Below are 16,298 nucleotides of genomic sequence, written 5' to 3'. Positions count from 1 at the left end.
CCTATACTCCTACTTAAACGGATTTTCAATGGCCAAGGCATAATTCACATCGCCATTTCTAATCAGGATATAGTCAGCTTGCTTAATTTTAAAATTCATCCAACCTTCATAATTTTCTATATATTTACCATTTTGGAATTTATCCGAGTTACTTACAACAGGATAAAGGCTCATTCCTGTCTTATCACCATTATTAACAAAAGCCCTATTAAGGCCATGACGGCCTCTCGCAAAACTGTTTTTCACCAAAAAGGAAATCGGAGTATTTCTTACGCTACTCCGAATTTGGATATAATCTTTCCCCCTACTTTGTACTAAATCAATGCTATAAATAATTTGCTGATCACCAAGTTGAATTGGAAGATCGCTAAATTTTACAATTTTGATATATGAAAAAATCTCATTTTTAGTGTTTTTAAATATATCTATTGTTTGCGTATACTCCTTAAACTCACTTAACGGAATTAGTTTAAATTGCTCATCATCCGTACTCGGAATATTTCTCGCCCCAATCCACACCCAGCCACCGACCTTGTCCCACTCTACAGTTTCGCCCAAATTCTCACTTACAAAGCGAAGCGGCACATAAGTCCGTCCCTTAACGGCTTTGGCTGCAGTATCCATCATTACATTTTGGCCATCGACCAACGCCGCCTTGCTTCCCAAGGTTAGTACAATAGACTTGCTTCCCTTAACATAGGTCACGGTCTTGCCACGAAAGTCTACTTCTGCATCCAAGGCTTCTCCGACCCCACGGAGCGGCACTTGAACCCGGTTGTTCTCCATAACCGGATCGCCGCCTTGAAACTTCACCTTCCGGCCATCTACCAGAACAGCTACATTGGATTTATCCGCAGCCCCAACATTCCCTACGATTTGAAACGAGGAAAAAGCAATAATTCCAGCTATCAATACAGTCATCCATTTGTTCATTTCCTTCACTCTCCCTAATTCTCTGTAAATTGTTACGAATCATTAATTACATGACAACACCACACCAAATCATTCCCCTCCTAATTCGCCCTCACAGGACTAAAGACCTCCTTCCAAATGGATAATTTGATAAATTAAGGAATTAAGTGAATAACAAAAAAGCACACCCCTTCCCATCGCTCCTTGCGATTCAAGAGATGTGCTTCATCTTTGTTCATTATATAAGATATAGCCATGCACGTAAATCCCAAATTTCCCCAGCACGTCTAAGCATTTGCGCGCTTCGTCAGACGTGCGATATAAAAGCCGTCTGAATGATAATGCTGCGGCAGGATTTGCAAACCGATAGTTTCGGCGTTTATCTCGATTTCTTCGTTCTCCCTGCTGACCTTCTGGCTAAATCGCTGCCATTCCGGCAGCTTTGGGGCCAGCTCAAATTCAGTATGGCGATCCAGGAATTGCTTCACCATTTCTTCGTTCTCGCTAGGTTCAATCGTACAGGTGCTATAGACAAGTACTCCGCCCGGCTTAAGGAGGGTACTTGCGCGATCGAGCAAATTCCGCTGCATCTTAGTGATTTCAGTAATATCCTCCGGTGTCTTTACCCATTTTAAATCCGGCTTGCGGCGGATGACACCTAGGCCAGAACAAGGAGCATCCAGCAATATACGATCAAAAGACTCGGGAGCAAAGTGTTTGTCGAGTTCAAGGGCATCTCCCGATAGAGCCTGTACATTGCCCAACTGTAAACGGGCAGCCTGATCCTCGATCAGCTTGGCCTTATGCGGATGAATGTCGTTTGCGATGATTTGCCCCTCGCCCTTCATGCGCTCAGCCATATGGCAGGTCTTGCCGCCGGGAGCCGCACAGCAGTCCAGCACCGACATTCCAGCTTCAGGGGCAACAGCCTCAGCTACAAGCATCGAACTCTCGTCTTGAATAGACAACAAACCGTCCCGATACCATCCGGTTAACGCCATATTACCCCCGCTCAGGACAATGATTCCGTCGGGAGAAACCCGGGAAGCCGCTACCTTCAGCCCCTGCTCTTCCATCTTCTGCATAAGCTCGTCCCGGGTAATCCGCGTTCCGTTGATCCTCACGCTTACGGGAGGAGACTCATTGTTAACGCGGCAAATCTCCTCCGCCGTTTTCTCGCCATATTGCTCGATCCACCTTGATACGAGCCACTCGGGATGCGAATGTTCCAATGCAATCCGGCGCGCCGGGGACAGATCTTTCGGGAGCTTCAGCTCGTCTTTGCGGCGCAGCACGTTCCGCAGCACCCCGTTAACCATTCCCGAGATTCCCTGATGCCCTCTTCGCTTGGCGATGTTGACCGCCTCATTGACAGCGGCATGCGGAGGAATGCGATCCAAATAAAAAATTTGGTAAAAGCTAAGCCGCAGCAAATTCCGCACCCAAGGCTGGAGCTTGGCCATTCCCTTGGCCACAAACTGCTCAAGGTAGTAATCAATCGTATTCCTGCGGGAAATCGTGCCGTACACAAGCTCAGTCGCAAGTCCGGCTTCAGCGCCAGTCAAACCGGATTTCTGCAGCGCAGAGTTCAGCAGCAGATTACTGTATGCGCCCTCCTGCTCCACTTCAGTAAGCACATGTAGCGCAGTATCCCGTGCTGACGCCTTATGCTGACGGCGGGATCCGCCCTTGACGCCCTGCTGTCCGGCCTTGGGCGCAGCGTTCCCTGCACTTCCCTGCCGTCCCCGTACTCCGTCGCCAGGACGGCTTTCTTGTTTCCGGCTCATATGAATACCGTCCCGGTCTGCATAACCCCGCCGCGAATAAACTCAGAGGCATCCATTGCCCTTTTCCCGGCTGGCTGCACCCGTGTTAACAACACGGAGCCGTCTCCCGTCTTCACTTCGATTCCCTGCTCCGATAAATTCAATACCGTACCGGGAGCTTGTCCTCCGGGAGGATTCTTCGCGCCAACAGCAGGCTGAGCTACTGCCCATACTTTAAATACCTCGTCATTCCATAGCGTATAACCGCCAGAGTAAGGCACTAATCCTCTAACCCGGTCGTAAATCGCCCGCGAAGATGATGCCCAGTCGATCCGCTCATCCTCCCGCGATAAATTAGAAGCATATGTGGACTCCGCATCATTCTGAGGAATCCGCTCGGCCCGGCCTTCAAGAATAAGTGGAAGCTGCTCCAGCAGCAGCCTGGCTCCAGCCAGACTCAGCTTCTCGAACATCGTGCCGGCAGTATCCTCATCTTCAATCGGCACGACAGATTTCGCAATCATATCTCCGGTATCCAATCCTTCGGCCATGTACATCAACGTTATGCCCGTCTCCTTCTCGCCGTTAATAATCGAGCGTTGAATCGGCGCGCCGCCCCGATATTTCGGAAGCAGCGAGCCGTGAACGTTCAGACAGCCGTGCTTAGGCAAATCAAGCACAGCCTTCGGCAGAATTTGACCGTACGCCGCGGTAACGATAAGATCCGGACTCAGCGCAGCCAGTTCCTCAATCGCCTCCGGCGCTCTCATCCTCTGCGGCTGCAATACGGGAATACCATGCTTTAAAGCGGCCTCCTTCACCGGCGTAGGAGTTAGTATTCTCTTTCGACCCTGCGGCCGATCGGGCTGCGTTACCACGCCAACCACGTTATATCCCTCACGGAGCAACGACTCGAGAGATGGTACAGCAAATTGGGGAGTACCCATAAACACGATATTCAACAGCGAGTCACTCCTTCTCTTCGCCCTCAGGCGTAATTTCATATATTCTTTCAGCGATATCCGTATATAACACACCGTTTAAGTGATCAATCTCATGCTGGAAAGCTCTGGCTAATAGCTCCGTCCCGGTGTAGGTCACTTCCTTGCCGTTACGATCCAAGCCTTTAACCGTAACCTCCATGGCCCGCCGCACATCACCGCGGTAACCCGGAATACTCAAGCAGCCCTCGGGGCCGAATTGCTCTCCTTCCGATGCAACAATTTCGGGGTTAATAAGCTCTATCAGTCCATGATCATCTCCAACATCAATGACGATCATCCGCTTCAATATTCCTATTTGCGGGGCCGCCAGCCCCACTCCTTCTGCATCGTACATCGTATCCGCCATATCCGTAAGGAGCTTCTGCACGTTAGGGGTAATCTTCTTCACTTCTTTGGCTACCTGATGCAGCACTTCATCCGGTTCGTGGACAATTATCCGAATCGCCATACTGGGAACATCCTCCTCTTGCCTCTACATAGATTTACCTATTCATTACAAAATATATATGCAACTGTCCACGCCGATGCTCCGGCAGGATCGATACTTTTCAATAAGGGATAAGTTCATCCTCACATCAGCATCTGCGGATCGACATCAATACTGATTTGCAGCGATGCGTCCCGCAGCTGATCCATCGTTGCCGCCGCCGTCTCGCGAACCAGTGTCACCGCATCGAGCTCCCCCCGATATTTTACCATACATTGAAACCGGTAGCGGTTCTTAATGCGCGGGAGCGGCGAAGCTACGGGCCCGAGTATATCGAGCGCCTCCGGCGTCCGCCTGTCCAAGTCGCCGTACCATCCTAGACGCTGCGCCTTTCCCCTGAGCTCACTCGCAAAATTCTCCGCCATGCGAAGCAGCACGGGAAGCTGTTCATGTGAAAGGGTCGCGAGGATCAGACGGCTATAGGGTGGATAATGCAGTGTTCTGCGGTGCTGCAGTTCTTCTCTTACGAAGGAATGATAGTCATGCCTGCTCGAATGGATAATCGAATAATGTTCAGGCATGTAGGTCTGAATATAAACTTCGCCCGGCAACTGATGACGTCCCGCTCGACCTGCCACCTGGGTGAGCAGCTGGAACGTTTTTTCCGCAGAACGGAAATCCGGAAAGTTCAGCGCCGTGTCCGCTGCTATAACTCCAACAAGCGTCACATCCGGAAAATCCAGACCTTTGGCGACCATTTGCGTACCGAGCAGCACATCGCCTTTCTTTTCCCGAAAGGCCTGAAGTAATCTTTCATGCGAGCCCTTTTCGCTCGTCGTGTCCACATCCATGCGAATAACGCGAATGCCTGGAAACAGTTTTGATAACTCCCCTTCTACCCTTTGCGTTCCCGTGCCGAAATATCGAATATGCTCGCTTTGGCACTCAGGGCACACAGATGGTGCAGGAGTGGCGTAACCGCAATAATGGCAGCGCAAATTATCCGACTTCTGATGGTAGGTGAGCGAGATATCGCACTCTGGACATCCTGCTACATAACCGCAGGTTCGGCACATGACAAACGTCGAGTAACCGCGCCGATTGAGGAACAACACGGTCTGTTCTCCACGTTCGATCCTTTGGGCGATCCCTTGATGCAGACCCCGGCTGAACATGGAGCGGTTCCCTTCCCTCAATTCCTCGCGCATATCAATAATTTGAACCCCCGGCAGGCGGCTGCCGGAAGGCCTTTGATTCATCTCCAGAATGATCGGAGCAAAATGATCGTTACTTTGGGAGCGGGCAGCATGATAGCTTTCCAGCGAAGGCGTCGCCGATCCTAATATGACCGCTGCTCCATGCTGGCGAGCACGCTCCACCGCCACGTCGCGGGCATGATACTTCGGCGTCTCCTCCTGCTTGTAAGACGTCTCGTGCTCTTCGTCCATAACGATAAGGCCTAGGTCAGCAAAAGGGGCGAATACGGCAGAACGAGCCCCGATCGCCACCTGCACCCGGCCTTCGCGAATTTTGCGCCATTCATCATAGCGCTCGCCCGTAGACAAACGGCTGTGCATGACGGCGACTTTGCTGCCGAACCGCCCCTTAAAACGTTCCACCATCTGCGGGGTCAGCGATATTTCCGGAACTAGAACGATCGCCTGACGGCCAAGCGAAATGCATCTTTCAATCGTCTGCAGGTAGACCTCTGTCTTCCCGCTTCCGGTTACGCCGTGCAGAAGAAACACGCCATGTCTATGTGCATCCAGTGTTTCTGCAAGATAACGATACACGTTCTCCTGCTCGGGAGTTCGCTCCAGCGGTTTCGTTGCTTGGAAACGCCGGTCTTGATAAGGATCACGGAATACCTCCACATCCTCAATCGTCGCAAATCCTTTGTCCGCAAGGCTCTTAACCGTTCCCGCGGTAACTCGCAGCGTGGTCAGCACTTCCTGCAAGGATAGGGGAGCACCTACTTCCATTAGGAATTCCAGCACCTCGCGCTGGCGGCGAGCTTTTCCTCCCAACGAGGCAAGCGCCTCCTCAGCAGCCTCCCCGCTCACTGCGGCGACTACGGTCTTCACCGTTTTCTTCCTCACTCTATCCTTAATTGCCTGGCTCTCAAATAAAATCCCTTGACCGAGCAAATTTTTGATGACTTCAATCCGATCTGGATAGCGGGTGCTTAAATGAGCCATCGTTACAGAGCCGGACTGATGGATGTAAGCGACGATTTCACGTTCGACCGCACCTAGCAGAGCCTGCGAATCAAACAGCGCATCACCGCCTGACATCTGGTGCTCATCCGCAACGTGGATATACCTTTCTGCTTTCCCCTTCAACGCGGATGGAATCATAGCCTGCAAGGCAGATATCATGCTGCAGGCATATTTTCGGCTCATCCAAGCCGCCAATTCCACCAAATCGGGAGGCAGCGGCGGTAAGAGATCGAGCAGTTCATCAATCGGCTTCATTCTCGACGAATCCAACTCAAGCTTATCATGTAAGGATACGACGAAGCCTTGTACGGTTCGGCGTCCGAATGGCACCCCGACCCGGCTCCCCACTTCGATCCAGCCGCTCATGGGCTCAGGAATTAAATAGTCAAAAGGCCGGTCGGTTTCCCGGCTCGGCACATCGACAATTACTTTTGCCATTCTATACATTACTTCGACTCTCCCGTCAAACGCGCAGCAGCCAACTCCATAATATGCAGCCCGACTTCGTCCTTGGACGCCCGAGGAATGGATTCCACCAGCCCATTCGAATCATAGACATGCACGATATTCGTATCGGTGCCAAAGCCTGCGCCCTCCGCAGTCACATCGTTAGCTACGAGGAGATCACAGTTTTTGCGGCGCAGCTTATCCATGGCATGCTGTTCAAGATGATCCGTCTCGGCGGCAAAACCGATCAGGAACTGACCCTTCTTCTTTTGACCTAGCGTCTCCAAAATGTCGATGTTCTTGACGAGCTCCAAGGTCATTGCATCGCCGGACTTTTTAATCTTGCGATCAGCCGCTTGTTTAGGACGGTAATCTGCGACGGCTGCCGCTTTTACGAGTATATCCGTATCCGCCCAAACCGCATGAACCGCTTCATACATATCTTGGGCAGACTCCACGCGAATAAGGCACAGACCATCCCGGTCAAGCGGAGGAGCCACATCCGTTCTGCCCGCGATAATCGTTACTTCCGCACCTAAGTCCAAAGCCGCTTTAGCAATGGAAAATCCCATTTTTCCAGACGAATCGTTCGTAATATAACGTACCGGATCCAATCGTTCTACAGTCCCCCCGGCCGTAACCACCACTTTCTTCCCTGCTAACGGCTGTTTAGCTGCACGTTCTTCACGGGCAAAATAAGCCTCAACGGCCAAGATGATGTTTTCGGGCTCTTCCATGCGCCCTTTTCCCGTGTAACCGCAAGCCAGCTGCCCGCTGCCCGGTTCTACCATCAGCACGCCGCGTTCGGAAAGTTCCGCTAAATTACGAGTAACGGTCGGATGAGTGTACATATGAACATTCATCGCTGGAGCCAGCATAATCCTAGCCTCGGTGGCAAGCAACGTCGTGGACAGCATATCGTCCGCTAAACCTACGGCCATTTTGGCAATAATATTTGCGGTAGCCGGTGCAACCAGCACTAGATCAGCCCAATCCGCGAGATCGATATGCGCGATGACCTGCGGATTTTTCTCATCGAACGTATCCGTGTAGACAGGATGCTTGGAAAGCGCCTGCAGGGTCAGCTCCGTAATGAACTTGGTCGCGGACTCCGTCATAATTACGCGAACCTCGGCACCTTGTTGTACGAGCTTACTGCAGAGCGACGCTGCCTTGAATGCAGCGATGCCGCCGGTGACCCCTAACAATATTTTTTTGCCGGTTAACATCGGTGATCCCCTCTTTCTTTCGCTCCTATTCATTACAGAAAAAAACAACAACCTCGCGGTTGTCGTAAATAAAGCACTTAAAAAAAGTGTTCTAAAGCAGCCCGGAGGCGATGCCAATTATTCGTCGTCTGTTAAGGGATTTCCGTGGATATCCCGTTTGATCCGTACATAGTCACCGTAGATTTCCTCAAGGGCAACGCCAACCTGCTTATGGGACTTCGGCTGCTGCAGCTCGCTCTTCTCCCCTTCTCTAAGCTGTCTTGCTCTACGGGATGCAGCGACAACCAACGAGTACTTACTGTCGACCTTCTCCAGCATTCTATCAATAGATGGATACAACATTCTCATCAACACCTCTTTAAGTATTCATCAACTCACAGCAAAGTCGTGCCTGGCTATTTTCTTACTTTACAATGCTCGGCTGTAATGATGGCTTCAATTCTTTTGCAAGCCAAGTCAATTTCGTCGTTCACGACCGCGTAATCATAGTTTTTAAGCAGAGCTATTTCATCCGCAGCTACCGACATCCGATGGTCGATCGTCGCTTGGTTCTCCGTACCGCGCCCTTGGATCCGCCCTTTAAGCTCATCCAAAGATGGCGGAAGCAGAAACACAAAAATCCCCTCTGGGAACTTCTCTTTCACTTTAAGCGCGCCTTGGACTTCAATTTCCAAAATAATGTCCCTGCCGCTCTCAATCGTCTGCTCTACGAAATCGCGCGGAGTACCATAAAAATTTCCGACATACTCGGCATATTCCAGCAGCTGGTCATTATCGATCATGTCCATAAATTGCTCACGGGTTTTAAAAAAATAATTCACACCGTGCTCCTCGCCTAGCCGCGGCTGCCTTGTCGTCGCAGACACAGAATACACCAACTCAGGCAAACGATGCCTAAGTTCATTGCAGACCGTTCCCTTCCCCACTCCGGACGGCCCGGATAATACGATTAGTAGCCCTTTTGCCATTGTACTCTCCATTATTCGTCGTTGTCGTCGTCTTTGATGGATAGACGATGCGCGACCGTCTCCGGCTGTACCGCCGATAAAATGACATGGTCGCTATCCGTAATGATGACCGCTCTGGTACGACGCCCATAAGTGGCGTCAATCAGCATATGACGGTCTCTCGCCTCTTGAATAATCCGCTTAATAGGCGCAGATTCAGGGCTGACAATGGAAATGATGCGATTCGCCGATACGATATTTCCAAAACCGATGTTAATAAGTTTAATTGCCATGGTTAGGTAGTTCCCCCTAATTTTCTCGATTCGCTTCCAAATAGGTATAATGCTACTCCATGTTCGCTGCCTGTTCGCGAATCTTCTCCAATTCCGCTTTCATTTCCAAAACACGGTTGACCAAAGCCAAATGGTTGGCCTTTGATCCGATCGTATTGGTTTCACGATTCATTTCCTGTATTAAAAAATCAAGCTTGCGGCCGATCGGCTCACGGGTGCTCAGCAATCCGCGGCACTGCTCGAAGTGGCTCTTCAGTCGGATCAATTCCTCATCGATGTTGGATCGATCCGCAAAAAGCGCAATCTCCATCGCAAATCTCTGCTCATCCACCGCCCCCTCAAACAACTCATTGAGGCGCCCCTGCAAGCGTGTTCGGTAATCGCTCACCACTTCCGGAGCGAGCCTTGAGATTTCTGCGTGCAAGTCGTCCAGCTTCAGCAGCCGGCTCTCCAAATCGCGAACGAGATGAAGCCCCTCCTTCTCCCGCATGCGCAAAAGCCCAGACACCGCTTCCTCCAGCCCATCGTGCAGCACCGTCTCCCATCCGCCATCCTCCGAAGACGGATTATCCTTGGTCAGTTCTGGAGCCGTGAGCACATCAGGCAGGGACAGAATGTCCTTTGCCGTAAGATTGGCATTCACGCCATAATCCCGGCTGAGCTCTTCAGCAGCCTGCAAATAAGATTGCACGATGGAAGAGTTCAATACAAATGGCAAAGAGCTATGATCCTCACGCTCTTTGCTAATGTATACATCAATCCGGCCACGCTTGACATGACGCTGTACGAGGCGCCGCAGTCCGTCTTCATAACATGTCCACTCCCGTGGCATGCGAAGAACGATTTCGGCATACCGATGATTGACGGATTTAATTTCAAATTGAATAACATAACCGCCGTATTCTCTGGCGGACTGTCCGTATCCTGTCATACTGTGAGACAAAGGTATCACATCCGTTACCCTATTGTAATTGATAATTATGAACGAGACAAGTAGCGTGATCGATGTGCGGATTTCTCCCAGACATAATTACTCAAAATGACACTCATTTCATAAAACATAAACGGAGTTATTAAATAAATGCCGTTAAAATGCTCCAAAGCCGTGTCCAACAATTCCTTGGCGATTTCCACCCCTACCTTGCGGCCCTCTTCGCCTTGCAGCCCTTCCATCCGCTTCCTGACACTATCGGAGAGCCGGATGCCGGGAACCTCATTATGCAAATATTCAGCATTTTTCCCGCTGGCCAGAGGCATAATGCCGATGAAGATCGGAATATCCAGATGCGCTGTTGCTTCCTTAACCGCAACGATCAGTTCCGGGTCGTACACCGGCTGCGTCATAATATAATCCGCACCAGATGCTATTTTTTTCTCCAAACGCTCGACAGCTTTATTTAAATGCTTCACATTCGGATTAAATGCCGCGCCGACAACAAACTTCGCCTTCTGTTTGAGCGGCTTGCCGGAGAATGCTATGCCTTCATTCAACTGCTTGATCATACGAATGATTTCAAAGGAGGTTAAATCATACACCGAGCTTGAGCCAGGCAAATCGCCGAAGCGCGCCGGATCGCCGGTTACCGCCAGCACATGGTCGATGCCAAGGGCATCGAAGCCCATCATATGCGATTGGGTACCGATCAGGTTGCGGTCGCGGCAAGCGATATGAATAAGCGGCCGCAGCCCAACCTCGGACTGTACGAGGTGACCCAATGCCATGTTGCTCATCCGGGTAACCGCCAGCGAATTATCTGCAAGAGTCAAAGCATCAACTCCCGCTTCCTTCAGCGCGGCAGCGCCGTCCATAAACCTGCGGATATCCAGATCGCGAGGAGGATCAAGCTCCACTATAACGGTATGTCTTTCCTTAACTAGTTCGACGATACTCGGATCAGACGCTTGTCCACCGAAAATGTCCTTAACTGACTCCTCCGGCCCCTCAACAATCATGGAAGGCCGAACCGCAGGCAGTGCTGTTCCTTCCTGAAGGGGCTTCGGTACGTAATTGGAAAGCGCCCCTGCAATCGCCGAAATATGCTCAGGCGTCGTACCGCAGCAGCCGCCGATGAGCCGTGCTCCAAGATCGGCGAATGAAATCGCACTCTCCCCGAAATACTCCGGGGTTGCTCCATATACATACTCTCCATCTACATAGTCGGCTAAACCCGCATTGGGGAATACAGATAGCGGAATATCGAGCGGGCCGTTCAAGTCCTCCATCACACTCATAATTCCTTTGGGACCAGAATGACAGTTGAAGCCGAGAATGTCAGCGCCTTCCTCGCGCAATATTACGAAGGCTTCCTTAATACTATAACCATCCAACGTGCGGCCAAGCTGATCGACAGCAAACTGGCAGATGATCGGAATCGGAGTGGATTTACGAGCCTTGCCAAGCGCAATTCGCATCTCCTCCAGGTCATAGAAGGTCTCAAATAGCAGCGCATCAACATCTTCTGTCAGCAGTGCGGAAATTTGCTGTGCATAATACTGATTCAGCTCCTGGACGGAGACATTTACTCTTTTTCCGCCTCGAATGGATCCTACAGCACCAGCGACATAAGCATCTGCACCCGCCGCGCTTCTAGCGATGCGCACAGCGGCTTTATTGATTTCCTCCACCTTGGATTCCAGTCCAAATTTTGCGAGCTTATAGTAGTTTGCCGAGAATGTATTCGTCTCCAGCAGCTGTGCTCCAGCTTCTATATAGCGGCGATGCACGTCACCGATCACTTCAGGCCTTAATAAATTGAACTCTTCATAAGATATGCCTACGGGAAAACCCAACTGATATAAATAGGTACCCAGCGCCCCATCCCCAACCAAAACCTCTTTTTGCATTTTCTCGCGTAAATCCGGCCTCATCTTTCTTACCTCCACTGCCCTCATTCTATTTCAAGCCTATTATTCAACTTATTTCCTCGAACTCTAGCGTACTCTATCGAACATACTGCCCCACTAACAGACTTTTTTCATATTTTCATTCTAATGTACCACAAATTCAAGCTGAATGGTTAGAAAAGCGTCTGCTGAGCCTATGCCACTACGGCTGCCTTCACCGTAAGCATCTTATTTATTCGTATAAATAAAAAAACGCCGTCCGGCGTTTTTTTATGATGCGGATTGCCAAGCTGCTTGCTCGATTCGGCAGCACGCTCCAACATAGACGGCGTCTACCCTCCTCATAGAAGGCTACCGGTCTACGCTGCCCTCGAACACAGTCTCCGCCGGGCCGCTCATGTACACATGGTTATCCGCCTCGTCCCACTCCACGTATAAATCCCCGCCTGGCAGCCCGATCCATGCAGCCCGGTTCGTATAGCCATGAAGAACAGAGGCGACCAGCGCAGCACAGGCGCCGGTTCCGCAGGCAAGCGTAGTCCCTGCTCCGCGCTCCCATACCCGCATTTCCACTCGATCGAAGGAAGTAATCGTCGCGAATTCCACGTTCGTTTTTTGCGGAAATAGAGGATGTACCTCAAGCCTTGGCCCCCAGGTACTCAGATCGAACGCAGCTGGGTCATCGACATAAATAATGCAATGAGGGTTCCCCATCGAGACCGCTGTAACGCTGAACCTCTGGCCAGCGGCTTCTATGGGCCAATCCAACACCGGACATACATCGAGCGTTGTCGGAATATCCCGGCCGCCAAGGATCGGCACCCCCATATCAATGCGTACGGATGAGACGGCACCGGCTTTTGTTTGAAGAACAGCCTGCTGCACGCCTGCACCCAGCGTTTCAATGGTCACCCGTTCGCGGAGGACATAGCCCTTTTCATATACATATTTACAGACGCAGCGGATGGCATTCCCGCACTGCTCTGCTTCCGTCCCATCCGAATTAATGATTCTCATTTTGAAATCCGCCTGTTCGGACGGCAGAATGAACACCAATCCGTCAGCTCCAACGCCAAAGTAGCGATTGCACCATTTTTGCGCTAGATAAGAAGCATCTTCAGGCAAAGCCTTTTCCCCATAAAAAACTAGGAAGTCATTTCCGAGCCCATGCATTTTTGTGAATTCCATCTGAACCACCCCTCCATCGCTTTGCGCTGCAAAGCTAATCTATGGGGTTAGTCTATAGTTAGGGGGCTCGGAAAGGTATTGATTTTATGCACGAAAATTTGTACTCTTCACAGGCATGAACGGTCCGGAGTTGTTGTATTTACGGCGATGCTTCCGGCCCGACCAAACGCTGCCCGCACCGAGCAGGAACGTAGGTATTCCCGCAGCCACAAGCGTAATGGACCAGTCTCTCAGCGAAAGCGGCATAGTTTTGAAGATCGGCTGCAGCGGTTCAATATAAATGACTCCAAGCAGCAATACGATAGAGGATAGTACTGCAATAACAAGCAAACGATTCTGCAAAATGTTCCGGTGGAAAATAGAGCGGGAGCTGCGGCAATCGAACACATGGATCAATTGAGCCATGACTAGGGTGGCGAAAGCTACAGACTGGGCCTTGACCAGCTGATCCTCAGCTCCCGAATGGCTTTGCAGCGTAATCCAGAATGCTCCGAGCGTACACAAACCGATGAGCAGGCCGCGGCTTAGTATTTTCCAGCCGAGCCGCCGGGCAAAAATATTCTCCTTCGCTCCCCGCGGCTTATGCTCCATAAGATCTTTCTCCGGCTGATCCACGCCAAGCGCCATGGCAGGAAGGCCGTCTGTCACTAAATTGACCCATAAAATTTGGATCGGCATAAGCGGAAGCGGCAGGCCCGCCAGCATAGCAAACAGCATCGTTAATATTTCACCCACGTTGGAGGCAAGCAGATAGCGGATAAATTTGCGGATATTCTCGTAAATGTTCCGTCCTTCCTCAATGGCAGCGACGATCGACGAGAAATTATCATCGCTCAAAATGAGAGAGGAGGCCTCCTTCGATACGTCCGTTCCTGTAATACCCATAGCGATTCCGATATCGGCCGCTTTGATGGCAGGAGCGTCATTCACACCGTCTCCCGTCATGGCTACGACATGGCCTTTGCGCTGGAGAGCCTTTACGATCCGCAGCTTATGCTCTGGGGATACGCGGGAGTAGACAAACGTGCTGTCCACCTTCTGCTCCAGCTCTTCATCGCTCATTACGGTCAGCTCTGAACCTGAGATCGATGCTCCGCCCCGCTGTAAAATTCCTAGATCGTGGGCAATCGCTTCGGCGGTCAGGCCGTGATCCCCCGTAATCATCACCGTCTTGATTCCCGCTTTGCGACAGGTTGCTATAGCCTCCCTCGCCTCACGCCGCGGAGGATCAATCATCCCGGTCAAACCGACAAACACAAGCTGCGACTCCACAGCCTCTTCGCTATTCACATTTTCTTGAGGTCGAAGCTCGCGATATGCTAGCCCCAGCACGCGCAATGCCCGGCGGGCCATTTCATCATTTGCTGCCTGTACCTTTTGACGCAGCGTTCCCGTAAAGGGAACGACCTTGCCTTCCCATAATATATAAGAGCAGCGCTCCAGCAACATATCGGGCGCCCCCTTGACGAAGGCAATAGCGCCTCCTTGATGGGATACGACGACGGACATCCTTTTGCGTTTGGAATCAAATGGATGCTCCTTTTCACGCTTATAAATGCCGCTTAACGAGCCCGCAGTTAGCCCCATTTTAGTCGCTAATGTAACAAGCGCTCCTTCTGTAGGATCCCCCTTAAGCTTCCAGCGGGAGCCGGCTGCCTCTTTCTTGCCTTTGCGCCGATTGCGGGCGCTCTCCTCTTCTTCCTCTTCGTAAATCTCGGCATTGCTGCACAAGGCGCTGATTTGCAGCAAGCGGCGCAGGCTTTGATCTTGCTTCATATCCAGTGACTGCCCCTGCTCCATGATATGGCCAACCGGCTCATATCCATCACCCGTTACTTCTAGCGGACGCCCTTCCAGCCAAAGATGCGTTACCGTCATTTTATTTTGCGTCAGCGTTCCCGTCTTGTCAGAGCATATCACGGAGGCACAGCCGAGCGTTTCTACCGAAGGAAGCTTGCGCACAATCGCTTTGCGCTTGATCATTCTCTGTACCCCTAAAGCAAGAGCAATCGTCACGATCGCCGGAAGGCCTTCAGGAATGGCTGCAACCGCAAGACTCACTCCGGCAAAGAACATGCTTCCGGCAGGCTGTCCGTGAATGATCCCAACCACGACGACGAGGATAGTCAAACCGAGCGCCAAATAAATCAGTATTTTCCCTAGCTGTTCAAGTCTGCGCTGCAGCGGGGTCTCCTGTACCTCTGTATTTTGGATCAGGTCGGCAATTTTGCCCATTTCCGTCTCCATCCCCGTGCGGATGACGACGCCTCTTCCGCTCCCTCGGGTCACCATGGTTCCCATGAAGCCGATATTTTTCTGATCGCCTAGCGGAACCTCCTCTTCCCGAATCGCCTCGGCATGCTTATTCACCGGATGGGATTCCCCGGTTAACGCGGACTCCTCCACATCAAGACTATTGGCGGCAAGCCAGCGGATATCGGCCGGAACGCGATCCCCGCTCTCTACCATGACAATGTCGCCTGGCACGAGCTCTCTTGCCGTAATATCACGGACGCGTCCTTCCCGCAGAACTTTGGCATGAGGAGCGGACAACTGTTTGAGCGCCCTTAGCGACCGTTCCGCACGAAATTCCTGAATAAAGCCGAGAACCCCGTTCAAAATGATGATGGCTATAATAGTAACGGCGTCCAAATATTCGCCGAGAAGTCCCGAAATCAATGTCGCTGCCATCAGTACGAGCATCATGAAATCCTTGAATTGGTTCAGGAAGAGGAGCAGCGGCGATACGCGCTGCATTTCCAACAGCTCGTTCCACCCGCTCTGCTCTTGTCTAAGCCGAACCTCTTCCTCGGTCAGACCTTGCTCACGCGAGACGCCGAACCGCTCGAGAAGCTCCTCTCCACTCCACTGGTGCCAGTTTTTTTGTTCCATCCTCCCTATTCCCCTCCCGTAATTTATGCAGATTTACAGAGTGAAGGCTTTTCCACCTAGGCTAAATGTATTCAGGCCAGTCCTAAATTATCACAAGGGAGGACTTAAGTTTTTACATGAAGTATGGCAT

Annotated in this window: 14 protein-coding genes; all 14 read right to left on the bottom strand. The window is 51.3% G+C overall.

All coding sequences use genetic code 11. From position 1 onward, the window contains the following. Nucleotides 1-9 precede the first annotated feature (9 nt). Nucleotides 10-933, bottom strand: coding sequence for a copper amine oxidase N-terminal domain-containing protein (locus tag CZ379_RS14580; protein ID WP_110932278.1), 924 nt, complete (start codon nucleotides 931-933; stop codon nucleotides 10-12). Between the two features lie 266 nt (nucleotides 934-1,199). Beyond that, complete coding sequence (gene rsmB, locus CZ379_RS14575; protein WP_110932277.1) at nucleotides 1,200-2,699, bottom strand: 16S rRNA (cytosine(967)-C(5))-methyltransferase RsmB; 1,500 nt, start codon at nucleotides 2,697-2,699, stop codon at nucleotides 1,200-1,202. Continuing rightward, nucleotides 2,696-3,640, bottom strand: a complete 945-nt coding sequence (gene fmt, locus CZ379_RS14570) for a methionyl-tRNA formyltransferase (protein WP_110932276.1) — start codon at nucleotides 3,638-3,640, stop codon at nucleotides 2,696-2,698. Before fmt ends, rsmB begins: the two co-directional genes overlap by 4 nt. A gap of 7 nt (nucleotides 3,641-3,647) precedes the next feature. After that, a complete protein-coding gene (gene def / locus CZ379_RS14565; RefSeq protein WP_110932275.1) occupies nucleotides 3,648-4,130 on the bottom strand; it encodes a peptide deformylase in 483 nt (160 codons plus the stop codon). A 122-nt stretch (nucleotides 4,131-4,252) separates the two neighbouring features. Beyond that, nucleotides 4,253-6,775 (bottom strand): primosomal protein N', encoded by a 2,523-nt coding sequence (gene priA / locus CZ379_RS14560; protein WP_110932274.1) that lies wholly within the window; start codon nucleotides 6,773-6,775, stop codon nucleotides 4,253-4,255. Beyond that, nucleotides 6,775-8,004 (bottom strand): bifunctional phosphopantothenoylcysteine decarboxylase/phosphopantothenate--cysteine ligase CoaBC, encoded by a 1,230-nt coding sequence (gene coaBC, locus CZ379_RS14555; RefSeq protein ID WP_110932273.1) that lies wholly within the window; start codon nucleotides 8,002-8,004, stop codon nucleotides 6,775-6,777. Before coaBC ends, priA begins: the two co-directional genes overlap by 1 nt. Nucleotides 8,005-8,121: 117 nt before the next feature. Beyond that, a complete protein-coding gene (rpoZ, locus tag CZ379_RS14550) occupies nucleotides 8,122-8,346 on the bottom strand; it encodes a DNA-directed RNA polymerase subunit omega (protein ID WP_110932272.1) in 225 nt (74 codons plus the stop codon). A 53-nt stretch (nucleotides 8,347-8,399) separates the two neighbouring features. Further along, nucleotides 8,400-8,972: a guanylate kinase gene (gmk, locus tag CZ379_RS14545; RefSeq protein ID WP_110932271.1), complete on the bottom strand. Its 573-nt coding sequence runs from the start codon at nucleotides 8,970-8,972 to the stop codon at nucleotides 8,400-8,402. Nucleotides 8,973-8,983: 11 nt separating this feature from the next. After that, nucleotides 8,984-9,244, bottom strand: coding sequence for an extracellular matrix/biofilm regulator RemA (gene remA / locus CZ379_RS14540; protein ID WP_019639066.1), 261 nt, complete (start codon nucleotides 9,242-9,244; stop codon nucleotides 8,984-8,986). Nucleotides 9,245-9,296: 52 nt separating this feature from the next. Continuing rightward, nucleotides 9,297-10,187 (bottom strand): YicC/YloC family endoribonuclease, encoded by an 891-nt coding sequence (locus CZ379_RS14535; RefSeq protein WP_110932270.1) that lies wholly within the window; start codon nucleotides 10,185-10,187, stop codon nucleotides 9,297-9,299. A gap of 35 nt (nucleotides 10,188-10,222) precedes the next feature. Then, nucleotides 10,223-12,112 (bottom strand): bifunctional homocysteine S-methyltransferase/methylenetetrahydrofolate reductase, encoded by a 1,890-nt coding sequence (locus tag CZ379_RS14530; protein WP_110932269.1) that lies wholly within the window; start codon nucleotides 12,110-12,112, stop codon nucleotides 10,223-10,225. Nucleotides 12,113-12,282: 170 nt separating this feature from the next. Beyond that, nucleotides 12,283-12,411, bottom strand: coding sequence for a hypothetical protein (locus tag CZ379_RS26960; protein ID WP_267890492.1), 129 nt, complete (start codon nucleotides 12,409-12,411; stop codon nucleotides 12,283-12,285). A gap of 28 nt (nucleotides 12,412-12,439) precedes the next feature. After that, a complete protein-coding gene (dapF, locus tag CZ379_RS14525; RefSeq protein ID WP_110932268.1) occupies nucleotides 12,440-13,276 on the bottom strand; it encodes a diaminopimelate epimerase in 837 nt (278 codons plus the stop codon). An 84-nt stretch (nucleotides 13,277-13,360) separates the two neighbouring features. After that, the gene (locus tag CZ379_RS14520) at nucleotides 13,361-16,168 is read right to left on the bottom strand and encodes a calcium-translocating P-type ATPase, SERCA-type (RefSeq protein ID WP_110932267.1); all 2,808 of its coding nucleotides are present in this window, start codon (nucleotides 16,166-16,168) and stop codon (nucleotides 13,361-13,363) included. Between the last annotated feature and the right edge of the window lie 130 nt (nucleotides 16,169-16,298).

Origin of the sequence: Paenibacillus bouchesdurhonensis (genome assembly GCF_900155685.1) — a bacterium.
Lineage (GTDB): Bacteria > Bacillota > Bacilli > Paenibacillales > Paenibacillaceae > Fontibacillus > Fontibacillus bouchesdurhonensis.
This window is presented reverse-complemented; position numbering and strand designations above follow the sequence as displayed.